At 58.8% G+C, this 20229-nt stretch carries 18 protein-coding genes and 2 pseudogenes; 8 read left to right on the top strand and 12 right to left on the bottom strand.

Annotated features, from left to right (window positions below; all coding sequences use genetic code 11):
- Window positions 1–14 precede the first annotated feature (14 nt).
- The 4 genes from CLU88_RS03920 to CLU88_RS03910 all read right to left on the bottom strand — a co-directional run bounded on the left by CLU88_RS03920 (window position 15) and on the right by CLU88_RS03910 (window position 3978).
- Window positions 15–428, bottom strand: a complete 414-nt coding sequence (locus CLU88_RS03920; protein WP_233194854.1) for a hypothetical protein — start codon at window positions 426–428, stop codon at window positions 15–17.
- Between the two features lie 211 nt (window positions 429–639).
- Window positions 640–981: a DUF4148 domain-containing protein gene (locus CLU88_RS22675; protein WP_143225942.1), complete on the bottom strand. Its 342-nt coding sequence runs from the start codon at window positions 979–981 to the stop codon at window positions 640–642.
- A gap of 331 nt (window positions 982–1312) precedes the next feature.
- A complete protein-coding gene (locus CLU88_RS03915) occupies window positions 1313–3700 on the bottom strand; it encodes a heavy metal translocating P-type ATPase (RefSeq protein ID WP_199173414.1) in 2388 nt (795 codons plus the stop codon).
- A 38-nt stretch (window positions 3701–3738) separates the two neighbouring features.
- Window positions 3739–3978: a DUF2933 domain-containing protein gene (locus CLU88_RS03910; RefSeq protein ID WP_233194853.1), complete on the bottom strand. Its 240-nt coding sequence runs from the start codon at window positions 3976–3978 to the stop codon at window positions 3739–3741.
- Window positions 3979–4985: 1007 nt separating this feature from the next.
- Between CLU88_RS03910 and CLU88_RS03905 the strand changes: the two genes are divergently transcribed.
- On the top strand, window positions 4986–5510 hold the full coding sequence (locus CLU88_RS03905; protein ID WP_099658632.1) for a DUF4148 domain-containing protein: 525 nt from the start codon (window positions 4986–4988) through the stop codon (window positions 5508–5510).
- Between the two features lie 142 nt (window positions 5511–5652).
- Here CLU88_RS03905 and fliE read toward each other — a convergent pair whose 3' ends face one another.
- From fliE to CLU88_RS03885, 4 genes are all read right to left on the bottom strand, one after another.
- Complete coding sequence (gene fliE, locus CLU88_RS03900) at window positions 5653–5961, bottom strand: flagellar hook-basal body complex protein FliE (RefSeq protein ID WP_099655475.1); 309 nt, start codon at window positions 5959–5961, stop codon at window positions 5653–5655.
- 228 nt (window positions 5962–6189) lie between these two features.
- Window positions 6190–7452 carry a type II restriction endonuclease gene (locus tag CLU88_RS03895; RefSeq protein ID WP_099655474.1) on the bottom strand — a complete coding sequence of 421 codons (1263 nt, stop codon included), beginning with the start codon at window positions 7450–7452 and terminating at the stop codon, window positions 6190–6192.
- Window positions 7445–8851: a heavy metal sensor histidine kinase gene (locus CLU88_RS03890; RefSeq protein ID WP_099655473.1), complete on the bottom strand. Its 1407-nt coding sequence runs from the start codon at window positions 8849–8851 to the stop codon at window positions 7445–7447. Before CLU88_RS03890 ends, CLU88_RS03895 begins: the two co-directional genes overlap by 8 nt.
- Complete coding sequence (locus CLU88_RS03885; RefSeq protein WP_099655472.1) at window positions 8848–9534, bottom strand: heavy metal response regulator transcription factor; 687 nt, start codon at window positions 9532–9534, stop codon at window positions 8848–8850. Before CLU88_RS03885 ends, CLU88_RS03890 begins: the two co-directional genes overlap by 4 nt.
- A 254-nt stretch (window positions 9535–9788) precedes the next feature.
- On the opposite strand from CLU88_RS03885, the gene CLU88_RS03880 reads away from it, so the two are divergent.
- Genes CLU88_RS03880 through CLU88_RS03860 form a run of 5 tightly spaced genes read left to right on the top strand, consistent with a single transcriptional unit; the run spans window position 9789 to window position 13759 of the window.
- On the top strand, window positions 9789–9998 hold the full coding sequence (locus tag CLU88_RS03880) for a hypothetical protein (protein WP_233194850.1): 210 nt from the start codon (window positions 9789–9791) through the stop codon (window positions 9996–9998).
- On the top strand, window positions 9995–11428 hold the full coding sequence (locus CLU88_RS03875; protein ID WP_099655470.1) for a TolC family protein: 1434 nt from the start codon (window positions 9995–9997) through the stop codon (window positions 11426–11428). Before CLU88_RS03880 ends, CLU88_RS03875 begins: the two co-directional genes overlap by 4 nt.
- Before the next feature lie 17 nt (window positions 11429–11445).
- On the top strand, window positions 11446–12858 hold the full coding sequence (locus CLU88_RS03870) for a multicopper oxidase family protein (RefSeq protein WP_099655469.1): 1413 nt from the start codon (window positions 11446–11448) through the stop codon (window positions 12856–12858).
- 35 nt (window positions 12859–12893) lie between these two features.
- Window positions 12894–13379: a plastocyanin/azurin family copper-binding protein gene (locus tag CLU88_RS03865; protein ID WP_099655468.1), complete on the top strand. Its 486-nt coding sequence runs from the start codon at window positions 12894–12896 to the stop codon at window positions 13377–13379.
- A gap of 38 nt (window positions 13380–13417) precedes the next feature.
- Window positions 13418–13759: a copper-binding protein gene (locus CLU88_RS03860; RefSeq protein ID WP_099655467.1), complete on the top strand. Its 342-nt coding sequence runs from the start codon at window positions 13418–13420 to the stop codon at window positions 13757–13759.
- A 264-nt stretch (window positions 13760–14023) separates the two neighbouring features.
- Here the strand turns inward: CLU88_RS03860 and CLU88_RS03855 are convergent, their stop codons facing one another.
- Both CLU88_RS03855 and CLU88_RS03850 read right to left on the bottom strand, forming a co-directional pair.
- Window positions 14024–15358, bottom strand: coding sequence for a heavy metal sensor histidine kinase (locus CLU88_RS03855; protein WP_099655466.1), 1335 nt, complete (start codon window positions 15356–15358; stop codon window positions 14024–14026).
- Window positions 15355–15501, bottom strand: a pseudogene (locus CLU88_RS03850) (winged helix-turn-helix domain-containing protein); the annotation flags it as partial. The gene CLU88_RS03855 and the pseudogene CLU88_RS03850, both read right to left, overlap by 4 nt.
- On the opposite strand from CLU88_RS03850, the pseudogene CLU88_RS03845 reads away from it, so the two are divergent.
- Window positions 15489–15857 (top strand): annotated as a pseudogene (locus CLU88_RS03845) (efflux RND transporter permease subunit); the annotation flags it as partial. The pseudogenes CLU88_RS03850 and CLU88_RS03845 overlap by 13 nt on opposite strands.
- A 589-nt stretch (window positions 15858–16446) precedes the next feature.
- Here CLU88_RS03845 and CLU88_RS03840 read toward each other — a convergent pair.
- On the bottom strand, window positions 16447–17499 hold the full coding sequence (locus CLU88_RS03840) for a DMT family transporter (RefSeq protein WP_099655465.1): 1053 nt from the start codon (window positions 17497–17499) through the stop codon (window positions 16447–16449).
- 55 nt (window positions 17500–17554) lie between these two features.
- On the opposite strand from CLU88_RS03840, the gene CLU88_RS03835 reads away from it, so the two are divergent.
- Window positions 17555–18988 (top strand): Shedu immune nuclease family protein, encoded by a 1434-nt coding sequence (locus CLU88_RS03835; protein WP_158235576.1) that lies wholly within the window; start codon window positions 17555–17557, stop codon window positions 18986–18988.
- Window positions 18989–19029: 41 nt separating this feature from the next.
- On the opposite strand, the gene CLU88_RS03830 is transcribed toward CLU88_RS03835, so the two are convergent.
- Window positions 19030–20226, bottom strand: coding sequence for a tyrosine-type recombinase/integrase (locus CLU88_RS03830; RefSeq protein ID WP_099655463.1), 1197 nt, complete (start codon window positions 20224–20226; stop codon window positions 19030–19032).
- Between the last annotated feature and the right edge of the window lie 3 nt (window positions 20227–20229).

Raw genomic sequence — 20229 nt, 5'->3', positions numbered from 1 at the left:
CGCGCCGTGCACGATCAATTCAGAAAGACCTGATGGGTCAGATAGATGGGGGGGGAGCCCGCTCGACTGTCCAACTCTGCGTAGACAGCCCGTGGGTCAGTATCGCGCTCTGATTCGAGCACAACCGGGAGCACATAGGCAACCCAAATTGCGTGCGCCGCGATCAACTGCAATTCAAGGCCCTGTTGCGAGGGGGACGACAGGCTGTCGCCATTGCAATGGGCTCGGCACAGCTGTGGATCTTGTTCATCCATAGTACCTGCCATCGCGTGGCAATCGGGCATGGAGGGCATGCCAACGGCATTCTCAATGTCAATCCCAGCTTTTTGCATCGATGCCATGTGGGCGGTCGAATCCAGCTTGGGGCAGGCGTACACAGCCAACGCGAACTGCATCAGAAGCAACGCTGTGGCAAGAACACTGGTCATCCAGCGCCCTTGTCGCGATACGGTACTCCTGAAGAAAATCATAATCAGATATTAGGCAGTTGGTGGCGATACTCATTTGACCAAGGTCAAATTAGCGCAACGCTGAGAATCGCTGACCATGCTCACCCCCTTGCTGGCTCATGAGGTGTACGTGTGGTCGAATTAATGTGTCGCTCACAGTTCTTTCCACATGTTGACATGTCAACGCAGTTTAGTACCCTCGATTGCTGTTGATGCGACGCATTGATCCGTCTTCCTGAGCGCGACGCAACTCTTGAAGAACCGCTTCTCGTGTGAGTCCACCTTGGGTAGTTTTTTCAAATTCGGGGGCATAGCCAGCCTCGCTAGATATTTTTGCAAGCGAGCCGCCTGCGCGCGCGGCTTGCAACTCCGACTCAACTTGGGCTCGTGTTTGGGTCACTGGCATCGCGTGGGATGCACCGCCGACTTCAGTTGCTGCAGGGGTAAAACCACTGCTGGCAAATGCTGTTAGAGAGGTCGCAGAAATCATCGATACAAAGGCGACCGACAGCAAAGTGTTAATGCGAGACATAGAAAAAAACTCCTTCATAAGATTGAAAATCGACTCCGGATCTGGAATTTCCGTGTCGTGATGTCAACTGTATGAAGGTCGTATCGACTCAACGGTGACCGCCACGTTACAAGTTGGAAAGCTCTGGTTTTTTGAAAGATTGCGTGATTTGAGAACGGCCGAAACAAAGAGAATTTCAGCGAGCGAAGCTCGCATCCGTCTTGTCTCTGAATGAGACAGATGGACATAAAGGTCTTGAATTTTCCGAAGAAGTCTCGATCAAGTAGTGCCACCTGCAGATTAGGCCCAAAAGCCTCCCGTCAAAGCGGATCGCCGATGCAGAGTTCCACTTTCACCTACGCGGCTGAACTATCAACGGAGTCTGGAGACGCAAAGCGTTGAAAACGACCGAAGCTGAGCTAAGACTCATTGCCAAGGCTGCGATCATTGGCGACAACAGCCAGCCAGTGAAGGGATAGAGCAGCCCTGCGGCAATCGGTATGCCCAGCGCGTTGTAGAGGAAGGCAAACATCAGGTTTTGCTTCATGTTTCCTACCGTAGCCTCCGACAGTTCCCGCGCCGTGGAAATCCCCCGCAGATCGCCCTTGACCAGGGTGACCTGCGCGCTGTTCATGGCCACATCAGTGCCAGTGCCCATCGCGATCCCCACGTCTGCCTTGGCAAGGGCTGGCGCATCGTTAATGCCGTCTCCAGCCATGGCAACGACACGGCCCTCGGCTTGTAGTCGGGACACCAGAGCCAGCTTGTCCGCAGGCTTGACCTCGCCGTGGACCTCATCAATCCCCAGCTTTGCACCTACCGCCTTGGCGGTGGTCATGCCGTCGCCCGTGGCCATGACGATGCGCAGTCCTGCCGCATGCAACGTTGCCAAGGCTTCCGGCGTGCTTGCCTTGATGGCGTCCGAGACCGCCAGCAGGCCTTGAAGCTGGCCGTCGGCCGCCAGGTACATCACACTGGCGCCTGTGGCGCGCAAGGCCTCTGCCTGCGCAAGCAACGGATTCGCAGAAACGCCCACCTGCTCCATGAGGACCGTGTTGCCCAGGGCGAGCTGGCGTCCAGCGACCTGTCCGCGTACACCGATACCCGACCCGGACTCAAAGTCCTCGGGTTTGTCCAGAGGTAGGCCCTTGGCTCGGGCCGCTTGGACAATGGCATCGGCCAGCGGATGCTCGCTGCCTTGGTCCAGACTGGCTGCCAGGCGCAGCACTTCGTCCTCGGACAGGCCAGGCATAGCCACCACACGTTCAAAGGAGGGCTTGCCCTCGGTGAGGGTGCCAGTCTTGTCCACGATCAGCGTGTCCACCTTGCGCAGGTTCTCGATGGCTGCCGCGTCCCTGAACAGCACGCCGCTGGTCGCCCCCCGGCCTGTGGCCACCATGATGGACATGGGCGTTGCCAAGCCCAACGCACAAGGGCACGCGATGATCAGCACCGCAACTGCATTGACCAGGCCGTAGACCCAGCGTGGCTCCGGACCAAACAGGCCCCACGCGAACAGCGTGAGCAACGCGATACCCACCACGGCCATGACAAAGTACCCCGCCACCTGGTCGGCCATGCGCTGCATGGGGGCCCGTGAGCGCTGTGCCTGCGCAACCATCTGAACGATCTGCGACAGCATGGTAGCGGAGCCCACCCGCTCGGACCGGATCACCAGTGCCCCGTTGGTATTGAGTGTGGCACCGATGACGGCATCACCAGGCCCTTTGACGATGGGCACCGGCTCGCCAGTGAGCATGGCTTCGTCCACCGCGCTGCTCCCCTCGACCACCACGCCATCCACCGGCACCTTCTCACCAGGGCGCACGCGCAAGAGATCTCCCACATGGACATGGGACAAGGGAACATCACTCTCCTGACCGTTGGCGTCAATACGCCGCGCGGTCTTGGGGGCCAGGCCCAGCAGCGACTTGATGGCGGCCGAAGTCTGCGAGCGCGCCTTGAGCTCCAGCATCTGACCCAGCAGCGTGAGAGAGATGATGACGGCTGCAGCTTCGAAGTACACCGCCACGCGGCCCATAGCCTGGAATGAGGCTGGAAACACCCCAGGCGCCACGGTGGCGACCACGCTGTAGACGAAAGCGGCCCCCGTGCCCAGGCCGATCAGCGTCCACATGTTGGGACTGCGGTTCACGATGGACTGAGCGCCGCGCACAAAGAAGGGCCAGCCAGCCCACAGCACGATGGGAACCGTCAGCACCAGCTCAATCCAGCTCTGGGTGGCCATTTCGAACCACTGCAGCCTGTGCCCCACCATGGCCAGGACGGTGACCACCACGGTCAGTGGCAACGTCCACCAGAAGCGATGCCGGAAATCCACGAGTTCGGCGTTTTCTCCCTCATCCAGCGTGGGCAACATGGGCTCCAGCGTCATGCCGCATTTGGGGCAGTTTCCTGGATGGTCTTGCTGCACCGCCGGGTGCATTGGGCAGGTGTAGATAGTGCCGGGCTGAGTTGCTGCAGGCTCACGCACAACCTTCTCGGTACCAGGAGGCGTGACAGCGTACCTGCCTGGTTCCTCAGCAAACTTCGTCCGGCACTTGGAGCTACAGAAGTAGTAATGCTGTCCTTCGTGGTCCGCTGTGTGATGCGATTGTTCCGTCACGTCCATACCGCAGACTGGATCTCTAAGTCCCGTCGTAAGCGGCGGTGCCTCCCTGTGGGGCCCCTCATAATGATGGCCATGGTGGGTGTGATCGTGCGGTTCCGCGTTGGACATGAATGGCCTCCCTGCAAATGTTTTGTGTGCCTGCGAGATTACTTTTTGCTCGAATCGCTTTCGTGAGAGCCGTGCCCCCCATGCCCATGGAAGAGGTGCATTAACGGGCAAACCAGCAAGAGCAGATATGGCCAGTAGCCCGCAATGTGCGACCAATGCTCTCTGAGCACGAAGAATGCCCCGATGAGCGCAATCATGATTACGGCGCCTATCAATTTACGACTGCCTCGACTGGCGTTGGCACCTTCTGAATGCCCTGTGGTGTGGTCGTGGTTCATAGCGATCTCCAAGAAGTGACCATCGAGACAATGATGGTCACGGTGAAAACGATAGGGCTTAACACCGTGGCAATGTCAAGCCTGAAAATAGAAATGCTCTAGCTGGCGACACCCGCAAGCGTCCTGGTTTCACGCTGTGCAGTTCATTGCCAAAAAGGGCCTTTTAGAGTTCGTCAAGGAAGACGGGAAACAGACCTACAACAGGAATGAGCGGCCAAGCACGGGGCGTACTTCTGGATCGCACCCGCGAACGCACAAACGTCGTTCCCACCAGCGCAAATAGCTGCTACTGGCCTTCTGTCGTGTCAATTGCCCTCCGAACGCCTGCACAGTCCAGGTGTCGAACGAATGCCTTATTGCCTCAGTCAAGCTCTTCAAGGTGTGCGGGTCGATGGTTGTCCAGAAGGAACGGCGGGGCGCCCAACGTCAGCCGTGGTCAAGCGAGGCGTGAGCATGTGGCCCGCAGCGTCAACCTTGACCATGCCCAGTCTGGGATGGTTCCAGTAGCGCGTCTTGCCTTCTCCAACCTGCTCTTTGACTGGCGGCGCTTGATCGTGCACTTCCACATCTGTGGGCGCCGCGAAAGAGGCTGCGGAAGCCAGGGACAGAGCCGCGGCAAAGACAGAAGCAAATAGATTGTTGGACATGATTTTGGCCCTCGCATAGGTCATTGAAACGTCAGCCTGGCTGACGACCTCACGTCACGCAGCCTGAAGAAATCCGTGCGCGTCGTGTTGAGGGGCAGTTTCGATCTTGGTCAATCACCGGAAGATGATGGATGGATGACATTTTTGTAATGCAAAGAACCGCCGCTGTGAGAGCACTCTGATTTGCTCCGAGAATGATGCTGCCTTTCGCTCGGATGCGCATGCATTGCCAGTTGTTTTCAAAAGCGTAATCAAAGGGTCACCTCGCCGTGGGGACGCGATTTCTAGACTTCTCTCCGTGGCGCAGAAAACGCCACCTGGATGAACCATACCGTGCATCCAGCGCAGCAGGAGACCATCATGAAACTCAAGTCCGCCCTCATCATCCTTTCTCTCATCGCCGCTCCCGCTTTCGCATCAGACCAAGCGGTCAGCAAGACACGTGAACAAGTGCAGGCCGAGTTGGCCCAGGCCATGCAAAGCGGTGACATGCTTGCTTTCGGCGAATCCGGTCTGACGCTCAAACAACTCAACCCCGGTGCGTACCCGGCGACTGCGTCTGCACAGGCCACAAAATCGCGAGACCAAGTGCGCGCAGAACTGGAACAAGCAATCCGCACGGGCGACATCCTGGTGGGCGGCGAATCGGGGGCCAAGCTCAATGAGATCGTGCCTAGCCGTTACCCCGTAGTGGCCAACGCGCCGTCCAAAACCCGCGATCAGGTCAAGAGTGAGCTGGCTCGCGCCATACGCGAAGGTGAAATCGTCTCCGTGGGAGAAGACGGTCGTAAACTCAACGAAATCTATCCCGACCGCTACCGCGCTGCTCACCATGCTGCTGTGGCCGCCACCTCTGACGAATCCGTCAAGGCTCCTCGGTTCTAAACAGGTTCTCCGGGCGGTCGGTTGCTGATCTGGAGAGGGCTTTCGAAACAGGCCCATCTCCAGTTGGCTCGCCATGCATGTCTGCGGCGCCAGCAGCAAGTGCGTGCGACATCAGCTTTTACATTGCTCTGACCTCCGAGCATCAGACCTGCATATTCATCACATCGGTGTAGGCCTGAACAATGCGGTTGCGGCTCTGAAGCGTGGCCTGAAACGCGATGTTCGACTTGACGCCAGCGAGCATCGTTTCTTCCAGACTGACCGTGGGATTGCCGAATGTGACCTCGCGGCTCAGGCGGCCAGACTCACTTTGCAACTGGCTTGTGGTTGAAAGCGCCTGCTTCATCGCGTCCAGAAAACCACCTCCCTGGAGGCTCGGTGCTTTGGACACAGAGTTTCCCAGCGAACTGACAGGCAATAGTGCATCCAATGGCTTTGTCGTAACGTTCATGCCGAGGCTTTCTGGGGGTGAAGAGTTTGCGAAGTTCTGCCTCGAAATCTGAACCGAGGCGATGCCCAATCGTAGAGATTGGAGTTCGATCTGTAGTTTTCGCAACGCAAGGCGCTACCCGTCAATCCCGCCGTTCGGGATTACAGAAACTTCATCTTGCCGACATCACCGTGGGTTGCCGCATCCCTGGGGTCCAAAAGGCCGCGCGCCGCACGAAGTAGCCGTGGCTCACAGCCGCTGCGAAATCTCCAGCAGCGGCTTGATGCTGGACCCAAAGCGGCTCATGGAGGCATGGTTCTGCTCCAGCTGGCTGTAGGGCAAATACCGGATTCCCAGCTCTGACACCCTGGAGAAGGCGGGCCTTTGAAGTTGCTCAGCGACCTTGTCTCTGCGATTGTCTGGCGCCACCAGAAACAGCGCGCAGTTGCCTGCAACCGGCGTACCCAGGGCGAGATCGAGCATGCGCACAATCCCCGAGTAGATGGACGTGGTGTGTTCGACTTCGAATGCCGCAGCGAATTGCGAGGTCTGGGGATCAACCCATACGACATCGATCAGTCGCACAGACTCCAAACCCCGGTCCAGGCTGGCGGGCAGCTGCGCGAGGCATCCATCTCCCAGCAGCCCCCCTCCATAGGCGCGGCCCCGGTCGTTGGACGCGATCCAGACCTCAAACCCGAGGGCCTTTCCCAGGTCGCGCAGCGAAGCCTGGACACCCGTGTGGGTCGCATCGCTCTCGGTCGCCTGGGACAGTTCCCGTTGCAATGCGGTGGATTCCTGCCGCACACGTTCAAGGTCTTCTTGCCAGAGAGCTGTCGCCGCCGCATCCATGGCTGGTGGCGGCGCTGCATATCGGCCACTGCCAATGTCAAACATGAGTCCCGCGATTGCACCCAAATCATTCGACAGCTTTAGCCGGTACTGCGCGTTCAAGCGCAGCAAGCCCTCCCGCATGGAGAGATAGTGGCCCCAGCGCCCGAGCTTCACGCGCCCCCCGGTCACCGCGTTGAAACCATTGACGATGGCCGTGTTAAAGGGAGAGACCAGCGTTGGGTGGATGAAGTACAGCAAGTTGGCGACCGCTGGGCCCAAGCCTTTGATGCCAATTGCATCAATGCGCTGTATGGCGGCCACCACGTCTTCCGCGCAGTCGCAGTGATCACAAGTGTGAAGAAGGTCTGCGAAGGCGAGCTGATTATCCGTGTTCTCGTAGATGTCCGGAATCCGCAGCTTGGGCTTCCAGAGGAATGCGTGGTCCGCTCCTTTGAAAATCTGGCGCTGCTCTGCCACGGAACCAACGATCGTCTCCAGAGAGGAGCCTCGGTAGGCGTTGCCAAATGTTCCGCCTCGGATGTCCTGCACCACCTGCGCAATGCCTCGGCGAATGGAGCGGAAGTTCTTGATCCGCTGATCCCACAGGAACCAGGTGTTGTAGGTGCTGCTCGGATCTGCCTTCCAGCAGTCTATGAGGGTTGCCAGGGGGTCATGCATTTGTCGTGAGGTGCTTGCCAATGCTCTGTGCACTGGGGAAATACATCGAAAAACAAGTTCTGCCACCGGCCGAACTCGCGGAAATCCGCCCCCGGTGCGCGTGAACAATCGCCTGGGTGATGGACAAGCCCAAGCCCGCGCCATCGGAATCCAGCTGCTTGCGCGACTTGTCTGCCCGAAAGAAGCGGTCAAACAGGCGAGGGATCATTTGTTCATCAATGGAAGGCCCGGTGTTGACAACATCCACGGTGGTTCCGTGCAGGTCCCCTTGGATGTCTACGGCCACCTGCTCGCCTGGCGGGGTGTAGCGAATGGCGTTGGACAGGAGATTGCTCAGCGCCCGGCGCAGCATCAACCGGTCGCCAATGATCTCCGCCGCCCCGGTCAACTGCAGACGAACCTGCTTTTCTTCGGCCAGTGCCTCGTAGAAATCAAACAGGGCCTGTGCTTCATCGTGAACAGCGATCTTCTCCGTACTAGGAAGAATGAGCCCGTGGTCTGCCTTGGCCAGAAACAGCATGTCAGCAACCATGCGGGCCAAGCGCTGGTATTCCTCGGCGTTGGAGGCCAATATGTCCTGGTACTCCTCGGAGGAACGAGCCTGGCTGAGCGTGACTTGCGTCTGCGTCATCAGATTGTTGATCGGTGTACGCAGCTCGTGAGCCAGGTCCGAAGAAAACTCGGACAGGCGGTCGAACTCCTCCTTCAGGCGCCGCAGCATCTCGTTGAGGGTAGTCGCCAAGTCGGCCATTTCCACCGGAAACTCCTGGGTTGGCATTCGCTCGTCCAGTCGCTGTGCCGTGATGGCCATGGCCCGAGACCGCATGGCCCGAAGCGGTGCCAGACCATTCTTTGCGGCCCACCAACCCAGGACCCCTGCCACCAGCGTGGCCAATGCTACGTAGCCCCCGAGCACCCAAATCAATTCGTACATGAAGTGCTTGTGGTGGGCAATGTCCACGGCCACCCAGACCTGCAGCGGCAGTTCTGCGGAACCTGGCAGCGTCACGGCTTCGGACATTCCCCGGTACTCACGGTCCTTGATTCGCCACGAGGCAACCCCCAAGCGGGAATGCAGGGTCCGCACGCTCAAGTCCGCAGGAAACTCAAAATCCTCTGTCGAGTACAGCGATTGCCCATTGCGAAGCACGGTGACGAAGAGGCCCTCATGGCTGTGCAAAACGTCATCCAGCCGCGTCTTCAGATCCTGCGGCGACTTCGATTTACCGATGACTTCACGCGTCAGGTGAACCTTGTCACGCAGCGCATCGCGGTCAAGCTCCACAAAATGCCGGTCGATGGAAATCGCCACGAGAGTCCCCAGGCCGATCAGCACCAGGGCGGACGCCAAAGTAAAAAAGACCGTCAGCCGTGTCGTGAGCGAGTACCGGGCTTTCACGCACGCTCCTGCGGCGCTTCAAGCACATACCCCATCCCCCGCACCGTCTGGATTAGCTTGGCGTCATAGGCATCGTCAATCTTGGCCCGAAGCCTGCGCATCGCCACCTCAATCACGTTGGAATCGCTATCGAAATTCATATCCCACACCTGCGACGCGATCAGCGAGCGCGGCAGAACTTCCCCTTGGCGGCGCATCAGCAGCTCCAGGAGTCCGAACTCCTTGGCCGTGAGGTCGATGCGTTTGCCAGATCTGCTGACTCGCCGCCGCAAGAGGTCCAGTTCTAGATCGGCCACCTGGAGGACCGTCACCTCGGTGCCATTGCGACCACGCCTGAGGATGGTGCGCGCTCGCGCCAGTAGCTCGGCAAAGGAAAACGGTTTGACCAAGTAGTCGTCCGCCCCCAGTTCCAATCCTTTGATCCGGTCTTGCACCTGATCCTTGGCCGTGAGAAACAGTACGGGCATCTCCAGGCCCCGGCGACGCAGACTGGTGAGAACCTGCCAGCCGTCCATCCCTGGAAGCATCACATCCAGAATCACTAGGTCGTAGTCACCTTCCTGGGCCAGATGCAGGCCATCGACTCCGTTGTGAACCAGATCGGCGTTGAACCCCGCCTCACGCAACCCCTGGCGCAGGTATTCGCCTGTTTTGATTTCATCCTCGACGATCAATATCTTCACGGGATCTCCCCAGCACTGCGAATGGCCGCAAGTGTGCCTCTAGAACACAGGCTTTCTTGAACATGACAAAGATGTAATGAAGCTGTTATGTCGTCGGAAGCTGTTGGCTCACACAATGCGTTGCATCAAGAACGCATGGTGAACCTATGAGAAATTCCTGGCTTTCACGACCTACCTCAACCCCCTGGCTTGCCGCCGCGCTAATAGCGCCCTCGCTGGCATTGGCACAGATGCCAGAGGGCGAATCCGCGAAGGTGGACTACAAACTTTCGTACAGCTCCTCCCTCTCGGGTTACGACACCTACAAAGAGCAAGCCGTTCAGCCCTGGAAGGCGGCCAATGACAAGGTGGGGGAAATCGGAGGATGGCGCACCTATGCCAAGGAAATGCGCCAGACAGCACCCGCAGCCGGCCAGGACCAACCCACCCAAGGCCATGACGCACACCACGGAGGCAAACAATGAGCCGCCCCTTGCACATGCCCCGCGCCAAACTCGTGATCGCCGTGGCTGCAGTGGTGGTCTTGTCTGGCTGCGCAAGCGTGAATTTGGAGCAGAACATCTCCAGCGCCAATGACGCCGCAAGCGGTTTTACGGATGGCCAGCTTACCTTGGCTCGGGACCAGACCGAGCGTGACGCGTTGCACCAGCGCGCTTCGGATTTGCTGGCCAAACCGCTCAGCCAAAAGGATGCCGTGCAACTCGCACTGGTCAATAGCCCATCCCTACAGGCCCTCGTGGCCCAAAACTGGGCGGACGCTTCTACGGCAGCCCAGTCCGGACGCATCGCCAATCCCATTCTGAGCCTGGAGCGCGTGCGCTTGGGCAGCGAGACGGAAATCGGTCGCATCCTGTCCTTCGGCCTGCTGGATCTGCTGACATTGCCGACGCGCAAGGGCATTGCCGAGCGACGCATCAAGCAGACCCAGTTGCGCCTGAGTAGCGATGTGGTGGATCAAGTCACACAGGTACGACAGTCTTGGGTCCGCGCCGTTGCTGCGCAACAGACCCTGGCCTACACCCAACAGGTCGTCGCTAGCGCGCAGGCCAGTGCCGAACTAGCCAAGCGCATGCAGGCAGTGGGGAATTTCAACAAACTTGACCGTGCACGCCAGCAAGCGTTCTATGCCGATACGGCGACCCAACTGGCCAGCGCCCAGCACCAGGTCACGGCGACCCATGAGGAGCTGGTGCGGCTTTTAGGCCTGGACGATAGCCAAGCCCAGCAGCTCAAGTTGCCTGAGCGCCTGCCCGCGCTGCCCAAGGAGCCGCTTTCCCCATTGGACGCTGGCCGTCAGGCATCCAAGGGGCGCCTGGATCTGCAGATCGCGAAAGCCGACTACGACGCAGCCGTACGCGCGCAAGGCTGGAACACGATTACAACCTTCACAGACATCGAGTTGGGCGTGCGGCGAGACTCAGTCTTTGATGCCGCCGAAAACACTCACTCCACGCGGCGCGGCTTCGAGATCAGTCTGCAGCTGCCGATCTTCGACTGGGGTGGTGTGCGACGCGATGCGATGAACGCACAAACTTTGGCTGCAGCCAACCGACTCGAAGCAAGCGCACGCGCAGCGGGCTCGAACCTTCGGGAGAGCTACTCCGCGTACCGCACGGCATATGACATCGCGCGTCACCACCGCGACGAGGTGATCCCCCTGCGCAAAACCATATCCGAAGAAAACCAGCTTCGCTACAACGGAATGCTGATCAGCGTTTTTGAGTTGCTCGCCGACTCCCGTGACCAGGTGAACTCTGTGATGGCGGCACTGAACGCCGAACAGCAGTTCTGGCTGGCGGATGCCGCCCTTCAGGCATCTCTCATTGGCAAGCCCACCAGCGCTGGCGTCTCTGGCAGCGGCGCAGCAGCTGCCGAAGCTGGTGCAGGTCACTGATCCCCAAGGAAACCAACATGAATTCAAGAAGAGATTTTTTCCGGTTTGCGGGCATTGCCGGAGGGGCGGTGGCCGCAGCGAGTGTGAGTCGTGTGGCAATGGCCGCGCTGCCAGAGCCCGTGTACCAGACAAGCCCTGAGACCATGGCGCCGCTGGTTCCCAACTCCGGGCGCCCCTATAACCCGGTGGTCACGCTCAACGGCTGGACGCTGCCCTGGCGCATGAACCAGGGGGTCAAGGAGTTCCACTTAGTGGCAGAGCCGGTGGTGCGCGAGATGGCCCCAGGTTTCAAAGCGCACCTGTGGGGATACAACGGCCAAAGCCCTGGCCCCACCATCGAAGTGGTGGAGGGTGATCGCATTCGTATTTTCGTGACAAACAAACTGCCTGAACACACCAGCATCCACTGGCATGGTCAGCGCTTGCCCAATGGCATGGATGGCGTGGCGGGCCTGAACCAACCCGCCATTCTGCCTGGCAAGACCTTTGTCTACGAATTCGTGGCACGCCGTCCTGGCACCTTCATGTACCACCCGCATGCCGATGAAATGACCCAGATGGCCATGGGCATGATGGGCTTGTGGATCACACACCCCAAGGCCAAGCATCCGCTGATCGATGAAGTGCACCGCGATTTCTGTTTCCTGCTCAGTGCCTATGACATTGAGCCCGGGGCGGCGACGCCCAAGGTTGCAGAGATGACGAACTTCAATCTGTGGACATGGAACAGCCGCATCTTTCCTGGCATCGACTCCTTGAACGTCCGGCTCAACGACAAGGTACGCATCCGCGTGGGCAACCTCACCATGACCAACCACCCGATGCACCTGCATGGACACGAGTTTTTGGTGACAGGCACGGACGGTGGTCCTACGCCGAAGAGCACCCGTCTCTATGAGGTGACCACCGATGTGGCCGTGGGCCAGATGCGCCAGATCGAGTTTCTAGCGGACGAAGAAGGTGACTGGGCATTTCACTGCCACAAGAGCCACCACACCATGAACGCGATGGGTCACGACATTCCCACCATGATTGGCGTGGACCACCGGGGTGTGGCCAAGAAGATCAACAACCTGATCCCCGACTACATGGTCATGGGCGAGCGGGGCATGGCAGACATGACCGAGATGGAGATGCCCATTCCGGACAACACCATCCCCATGATGACGGGGGAAGGCCCCTTCGGATCGGTCGAGATGGGCGGCATGTTCAGCGTCCTGAAGGTGCGCCGCGACCAAAAACCGGGCGACTACACGAACCCGGGTTGGTACAAGAACCCTGAGGGCACGGTGGCCTATGAGTACACCGGCCCGATTGCTGAGCCTTCCCGTTTTAAGGCCGAAGGTGGCCAATCCATGCCTCTTAAAGAAAAGCGCAGCTCCGACACTGTTGTTCAGGTCAGAAAACCGTCTTCACACAGCGGCCACTGATCCCATCCATTTCACGCTCACAACCTAAGGTAACTATGAAACGCACTCTTTCCCTGATCGCCACCTCCACCCTGATGGCCTTGTCTTTCAACAGCTTTGCAGGCGGCACCCACAGCGGCGGCCACGGCCACGGAAGCGATGATTCAGCCATCGGAGAACCAGGCAAAGCTGCAAAAGTCAGTCGCACAATCAATGTTGACATGGCAGACACCATGCGATTCACACCTGCGGCTATATCCGTCAAACAGGGTGAGACCATCAAGTTCGTGATCAAGAACAGTGGGCAGGTCAAACACGAGTTCAGCTTGGGAACCGACGCCGAGCTGAAGGAGCACTACGAAACCATGAAGAAATTCCCGGATATGGAGCATGACGAACCCAGCAAGCTGTCGCTCGCCCCCGGCAAGCAGGGCGAAATCATCTGGCAGTTCACAAAGGCTGGTGAAGTCAAGTTTGCCTGCCTCTATCCGGGCCACTACGACGCAGGCATGAAGGGCCAGGTCACCGTGGTTAAGAAGTAATCGGGGAATCCTCGCACGCGATTGAGCAAGGAATTGATATGAAAAACGCAAACACTCTGCTGATTGGCGCCATCTTGTCTCTCGGCGCCCTTATGCCTGTCTCGGCTATGGCGCAGGCTACTGGAGACGCTAGCAAGCCCGCCGCCATGGCCGAAGCATCTATGACCGATGGAGAAGTGCGAAAGATCGATAAGGAAGCCGGAAAGATCACCATCAAGCATGGCGACATCAAGCACCTGGAAATGCCAGGGATGACAATGGTTTTTGCAGCCAAGGACAAGGCTTTGCTCGACAAGGTGCAAGTTGGCGACAGGATCCGCTTCATGGTGATCAGCGAGGGCGGAAAAATGGTCGTTACGGCCATCGAGCCTGCCAAGTAAGCAAAAGAGTGCCTCCCGCCTATTCAAGATGGGAGGCACTCTTCGGATATGTGCAAATCAACCAAGAAAAAACGGCCCAAGTTCGCCAGTCAGGCTATCCGCATATCAGGGTGATAGGGGTAGTCTCGGTTTTTGTGCAGGATCAGGAGCCCTGAGCGAAAAACTCATCAGCGACAACAGCTTGGCCGCGTTTTAGAGTGTCATCTGCATTAGGGAGGACACTGATGTCGAGCTACCGATATAGATTCAGGTGGGTCCCCGGTATCAATGGGAGCGGATTTCGATTCCCACAGTTGTCACCCCACTCTTTGACCATGCGACTGGCTTGCCCTGGTGCATGCGGGCGATTGCACCAACGATGGCCAGACCCAGACCATGGTTGCTTTGCCCTTGGCTGCGAGCAGGATCGGCGCGTAAGAATCGATCAAAAAAGTGCGGAAGTATCTCTGGGTCAATGGTGTTGCCGCAGTTTGTAACGGTGATGAGAACGCGCTCCTCGTCGATGGTCTTGAAACCCACCTGAACAATCGAACCATGCTTTGCGTACCGCGTGGCATTGCCCAGTAGGTTGGACAACGCCCGACGCAGCAGAGGGGCGTCGAAGGCGCCTTGCGCGTCGCCCACCACCTCGGCCGTGAGTCCCGCCTCGGCCATAGACGCCTCGTGATAGTCAAAAACGTCCGCAGCCAAAGACGCAAGGCTTGACACCGGCGCGCGGCGCGCACCCACGCCGCGATCTGCTTGGGACAGAAACAACATGTCGTTGACGATGCCGGTCAGGCGATGTAGTTCTTCCAGATTGGATTCTATGACCTCCTGCATGTCCGCCTGGTCGGGGTGCCTGAGTGCCAATTCATTGTTGGCAATCAGCGTGGCCAGTGGCGTGCACAATTCGTGCGCTGCATCCGCATTGAAACCCTCCATCTGTGAATAGGCCTTCTCGATGCGTGCCAACAATGCATTGAACTGGTCGATCAATGGTACGAGTTCGAGGGGTTGCTCACCGCCATCGAGCCGCTGATGCAGGCTGTCCGCAGACAGTGCGCGTGTTTGACCGGCCAGCCTTCGCACAGGCGCTAGCCCGAGGTTGACTAGGGAAAATCCCCCCAGCGAGACCACAATCGCGCCCCCGATCGCAGCCACAAGCAAAGTGACGGCGAGCCGGTGCAGCAACTGGTTGTCGGTTTGTATGTCCAGCGATAGCTGCACGCGCAATACCCTTGGCGCCAAGCCATCACCTTGCGCCACATCGAATTGCCATTGGCGCAGCACTGTACGCGCGTTCTGGTTCTTGGTGTGCGTGTAAAGCACGCCTGCGTCAGACTGAAGAACCTCGAGCGAAAGATCTCCGTGACCCACCAAAAAGTCGTCGAGCTTGTGAGTGAGGTCCTCGGAATCTCGGTGCTCCTTACCATCCGCTAGAAGGTGCCGGATGACACTCTCCTTTTGCGCCAGCGTTTCCTCCTGGCGGTCACGAAAGTTGTGCTCCGTCACCAGGTAGACGGCCAGACAGACCAACCCGAGTCCGGCAAAACTCTGCAGTGCCAGCCACCAGGACAGCCGCTGGCGCAACGAACGATGGCGGACCAGTACATTCATGCGTTGCGCTCTTCCATGACGTAGCCCATGCCCCGGATGGTATGAAGCAGCGGCCTCTCAAAAGGAACGTCCAACTTGCTGCGCAGGCGTCGGATCGCGACCTCCACCACGTTCGTATCGCTATCGAAGTTCATGTCCCATAGGCTTCATTGCCTTGTCCGGTGTCGCTGTGCTCAACGGTCTGGTGATGATTTCCTACGTCCGAAGCCTGCGAGAGGACGGAATGACGCTGGATACGGCCATCCGCGAGGGGTCGCTGACGCGACTGCGGCCTGTGCTCATGACCGCATTGGTCGCTTCCCTGGGCTTTGTTCCCATGGCTATTGCCGTAGGTACCGGGGCCGAAGTGCAGCGGCCGCTGGCCACGGTGGTGATCGGGGGCATCCTGTCTTCCACCACATTGACGCTATTGGTGCTTCCGATGCTCTACGGCATGGCGCATCGCCGACGCGAGAAGGCCGATCAAAAAGCGCACCCAGGTCACCTGGCCGAGGCTTGATCCATTGAAGGGCCCAGGCGAATGTCTGGGCCCTGATCCTTTCCAAGCTCGCTGCCGCCTGCGCTGCAGTGACGCCCCTACCGAGGTACAAATGCCATGATTTTCAGATCAAATCGGCTCGCAATGTTGTTGGTCGCAGTGGCTTTAACCGGGTGCTCAACCCCTGTGTATGAAAACCGCCTCGCCTGGAAAGACGGCTGGCGAAAGGGGGTCGTTGTGCAGGTCGGCTCTGACGAACTGCTTAAAACCAGGTACGAGGGGCAATGTCCTACTACCGCAAAGCGCCCATCCACCGAATCATTGGCTGTCGTCCGCTGGAAGGACAGTAGAAGGGTCCGCTCGCGCGTTGCTCCATTACCCAGTCAGACCTCCGTCCTGGTGGACTCGGCAGTCTATGTAAACGCGTACAGCTGCGAGGGTATTCAGGAAATACGCACAGAGCCTTAGGGCTGCGAATACGCGCGCGGATTGCAGAACTTACGGCATTGAAGGTGCAGCTTCAGACTATTTGGGAGGCGTGTGCTGAAGGCGAGTGCATCGGGCAATACGACGGACAAGTCTTTTGCCAGTCCAGGATGCCCAGGGTAGGTCAGTGCCTGTGTTGATGGTGTACATTCGGCGCATGCGCGTGGGCATGGGTCATCCCCTCGTGAGCGTGACGATGGCTATGGCTGCCAACAGGCATCACCGCGTGGGAGTGTAGATGGTGTCCATCGTCGTGCCGGTGCGCATGCTCATGCTCCAGCACTTCGTGCGTGTGCTCGTGTCCATGGCTTTCCGCCAAGTGCAGTACCACTCCCGCCAGCATCAATACGCCGCCGAGCAGCATCAACCATCCCGCCGAGCGGTCCCCGAAGCCGAAGGCTACGGCAGCGCCAATGAAGGGAGCAAAGGCGAACACCGAGCCCGTCCGTGCCGCGCCAAACGCCCTCTGGGCCAGAAGGTAAAAGCGCAAGCTCAGGCCGTAGCCCGTGGCGCCAACGGCGAGAAGCCCGAGTGCCGCATACAACGACGGCAAAGGCTCACCCGTCAAAACAGCCAATGCTGCCGTCGCTGCGGCGCCCAAGGTAGCCTTGGCCATCACCACCTGGCTGGGGTCACGTTCAGCCAACCCACGGGACAAGGTGTTGTCCACCCCCCAGGCGACGGTGGCCAGAAGCACGGCAAGCAACCCCAGCAGTTGCACGCCCCCTTGCAGGCCCTGGTCCAGAACGAGCGCCATTCCTCCTGCGAGCAGCAAAAGCATGGCTGCCCACACCCGGCGGTCCATGGTTTCGCTGTACAGCCACCATGCCAGCGTGGCGGTGAACAGAGCTTCCAAGGTCAGCATGAGCGATGCGCTGGCCCCGCTCGTGTGCTGTAGGCCCCAGGCCAGGGCTACCGGCCCCAGCGCTGCGCCAAAGCCGGCCATCGCCAAAAGGCGCGGAATGTCGGACCGTTGCACTCGCGCTTCATGTGCAGCAGTTCGCAGCGACAGGGCCCCGACCAGGGCCGCTCCTGCGTACAGCAGCGCCGCCATGGTGAAGGCCCCCAATCCGGCGCCCAACTTTTGGACCAAAGGCGTACTGATGCCGAACAGGGCTGCCGCCAGCAGAGCGAGCAGGCCGCCGCGCAGGGCAGGAAGGTGCAAAGAGTCAATCATGGTGCGAGTGATTTCAGGCCTACCATTGGGTAGCGATTTATGGAGGGGCACAGCTATGGAAACCGAGGTGGGAGCGATAGTCGAGGGGCAGCAGATTCTCAGTGGCGATGACGTGATGGAGGCGCAGTTCAAGTTGCAAGAAGCGACCGAGAACGGCGAGCCCGCGCAGAAGCTGTATTTGAAGACATTCCAACACTTCGACCGGGACATGCAGCTGTGGCAAGCAAGATCCGAATCTGAGTGGCCGTTGCTGGCGACCATCATGGCAAACCGGATCATCATGTATCCAATACATGCGAATCCACACACAAAGCGCTACCTGACGCCAAAGCATGGACGTTTCACGACCGTTATCTACGAAGACGGCGCCAGTAGCGATTTGCCAAGCGACCCGCAGGACGCGGCAGCTCACATCGCATTAAGACTGTCATCGAGCATCTTTGATCTGCCTGGTGACGGGCTTGGCCTTATCAAAGATCTAGACACTGTTTGGCGAGCCCTGTCGCTAGTACAGCAGGCAGACATTCTTGCCATTGGGAAAAAAACAGAAATGCGCCTGGATGGGCGCACGGTGTTTATCGACAAACGTGAACTGGACAGTCTGCGTCGCGCTTTCAACCGGACCAAGACCCAAGGGCGAAGCCTGATCCAAAGGATCCAGCATGGCCTCGTTCATGACGACGTGCTCACGAGAATCAATCCCGAGAAATTCCAACGGATCGAGCGGGCTGCTGCGCCTTTGGTCCGGGTAAGGCGCGAAAGCGCCGCGCAGACCTCCAGTCGCGAGCGCGCGGAGCGTCGAGCCAATGTTCAGACAGTGCGAAAACAGGTCGATGAGTTGGCTGCCGAGGCACCTTCTGAGCTGATGAAACTGCACGCGGAGATCGAGCGAGCCACGCTTACAGCGATGATCGGAAAGTACCGCGACATGCTGGAGAAGAAGCTCGGAGAAAGCCACTGGCAACGTTTCTTTGAGCAGCACAAGTTCGTTCTGAGTTTGGCTTTTGCTCGGCCTGTCGAGTTGTCTCACACGCAGTTTCATGCACAAGGGTCAGGCCTGACGGGGTCAGGCGCGCACATTGGGGACTTCCTGTTCAAGGAGCAAGGGCAAGCACTTGCCATTGTGGAAATCAAAACCCCGGATGCACCCTTGATGCATGCCACGCCGTACAGAACACCGCATGTTTTCGGCCCACATTCGCAACTGAGTGGCGCTATCACCCAGGTGCTGCATCAACAAAGCGAGTTGCGTACGCGGTGGCAGACGCATGTTTTCGATAACCCGTCCCTGCGCCCCTCCCGGGCGGACGTAGTCAAATGCGTTGTGCTTGCTGGGCGTCGGCCTATTGAAGAGCATGAAATGCGTTGTTTTGAGGTTTTCCGCAACGCCTGCAAGGACGTGGAGGTGATTACCTTTGACGAACTGTTGGCCAAACTCGAATACCTTCAGCAGCACCTGCAACCAGTTCCCGAAGAGGTGCCTTTTTAAAGAATCTCACGCAATTGATGGACGGGATAGACGTACCGCGATCAAACTGACCAGCCGAGCTTGTGAGCTTTTGTGGTCTGGTCATGGCGCGCATCGTCTTCTGTATGCACGTAGATGCTGGTGGTGGAAATATTTGCGTGTCCCAGGTTGTCGCGCACAACCTTGAGATCCATGTTGTCGCTCTGATGAGTGCCCGCTGTATGCCTCATCCAGTGTGCGGAGGCCTGCTCCACATGAGAGGCTGCAGCTTCGTGGTCAGGACCCAGGGCACGCAGGCGGGCTGCGGTTTCACGAAAGATATGCTTGACCAGTTCGTGCACAGCGCTGCGTCCCATAGACTTAGACCCACCAATCAACGGCAGGAGCAATGGGGCGGAATCGCCCTCACGAGGTAAAGGTCCCAGATCATTCGACCTTCGGTAGCGCATCAGCTCCGAGACCAACTCGTCCGTCGCGGGGATCACTCTGGTTTTGTCGCCCTTGCCACGAATCTCCAGCCACCAGCGCTCCAGTCCGTCGGCCCCCCGTCGCCAGTAAAAATCGCCCATCGAGTTGTTGCAGACCTCTGAAATCCGCAGGCCCCCGATATAGAGAAGGGAGAAGAGCCATCGGTGTCGGGCTGCTTGAAGGGCAAGACGAGGCGTACTGGCGGGAAGGGACTCAATCGTTGCACGCACTTGTGCCCAGTGCTCATGGGGCAGGAACCTATTGGTCTTGGCGGGTCGCGCCACGGATTTGCGGCGGCGCAGAGCTAGAGGGTTGCCTGCCAGATACCCGGCTTGAACCAGCCAATTGAAGAGGCTGTTGAGGATCGACAGTGCCTGGCGCTGGCTCTGTCGGTCCAGCGGCTTGGCGAACGGACGCCAGTGGGGCGAGGACCTCGGCGCCTTCTGAGCGACCTGCATGACCCATCGATCAGCCGGTTGAGGATCTTCCAGAAAGGACTCATAGGCCAGGAAGTCCTCGTGGGTCATATCAGACAGGGCCTTGCCATGCTGATGCACACACCAAAGCAGCAGCCTTTCCGCCTCCTTGCGATAGCTGGCCAACGTGGCCGGTGAATCTTTGTAGCGCGCCAGCCAGGCCAAAACCGCAGAGCGGTCGTCATTGGCCGCGACTTGGGGCAGGCCCTGGGCCCGATTGCGGCCGCGCTCTCCGGACAGATGAAGGGGTAGCACCAAGCCCTCCAAAGGCTCAAGATGCGAGAAAACGGCCGGTGCGACGATCAAACTGCTCATCGA

The organism is Acidovorax sp. 56, assembly GCF_002749705.1.
Taxonomy (GTDB): Bacteria; Pseudomonadota; Gammaproteobacteria; order Burkholderiales; family Burkholderiaceae_C; genus Acidovorax.
Note: the sequence above shows the minus strand (reverse complement) of the source record. Positions and strands in the feature narration are given on the sequence as shown.

Excerpts from the sequence above, each read along its gene's own strand:
- CLU88_RS03920 (WP_233194854.1), bottom strand. The coding sequence starts at position 428 with ATGACCAGTGTTCTTGCCACAGCGTTGCTTCTGATGCAGTTCGCGTTG.
- CLU88_RS22675 (WP_143225942.1), bottom strand. The coding sequence starts at position 981 with ATGTCTCGCATTAACACTTTGCTGTCGGTCGCCTTTGTATCGATGATT.
- CLU88_RS03915 (WP_199173414.1), bottom strand. The coding sequence starts at position 3,700 with ATGTCCAACGCGGAACCGCACGATCACACCCACCATGGCCATCATTAT.
- CLU88_RS03910 (WP_233194853.1), bottom strand. The coding sequence starts at position 3,978 with ATGAACCACGACCACACCACAGGGCATTCAGAAGGTGCCAACGCCAGT.
- CLU88_RS03905 (WP_099658632.1), top strand. The coding sequence starts at position 4,986 with ATGAAACTCAAGTCCGCCCTCATCATCCTTTCTCTCATCGCCGCTCCC.
- fliE (WP_099655475.1), bottom strand. The coding sequence starts at position 5,961 with ATGAACGTTACGACAAAGCCATTGGATGCACTATTGCCTGTCAGTTCG.
- CLU88_RS03895 (WP_099655474.1), bottom strand. The coding sequence starts at position 7,452 with ATGCATGACCCCCTGGCAACCCTCATAGACTGCTGGAAGGCAGATCCG.
- CLU88_RS03875 (WP_099655470.1), top strand. The coding sequence starts at position 9,995 with ATGAGCCGCCCCTTGCACATGCCCCGCGCCAAACTCGTGATCGCCGTG.
- CLU88_RS03870 (WP_099655469.1), top strand. The coding sequence starts at position 11,446 with ATGAATTCAAGAAGAGATTTTTTCCGGTTTGCGGGCATTGCCGGAGGG.
- CLU88_RS03865 (WP_099655468.1), top strand. The coding sequence starts at position 12,894 with ATGAAACGCACTCTTTCCCTGATCGCCACCTCCACCCTGATGGCCTTG.
- CLU88_RS03860 (WP_099655467.1), top strand. The coding sequence starts at position 13,418 with ATGAAAAACGCAAACACTCTGCTGATTGGCGCCATCTTGTCTCTCGGC.
- CLU88_RS03855 (WP_099655466.1), bottom strand. The coding sequence starts at position 15,358 with ATGAATGTACTGGTCCGCCATCGTTCGTTGCGCCAGCGGCTGTCCTGG.
- CLU88_RS03840 (WP_099655465.1), bottom strand. The coding sequence starts at position 17,499 with ATGATTGACTCTTTGCACCTTCCTGCCCTGCGCGGCGGCCTGCTCGCT.
- CLU88_RS03835 (WP_158235576.1), top strand. The coding sequence starts at position 17,555 with ATGGAAACCGAGGTGGGAGCGATAGTCGAGGGGCAGCAGATTCTCAGT.
- CLU88_RS03830 (WP_099655463.1), bottom strand. The coding sequence starts at position 20,226 with ATGAGCAGTTTGATCGTCGCACCGGCCGTTTTCTCGCATCTTGAGCCT.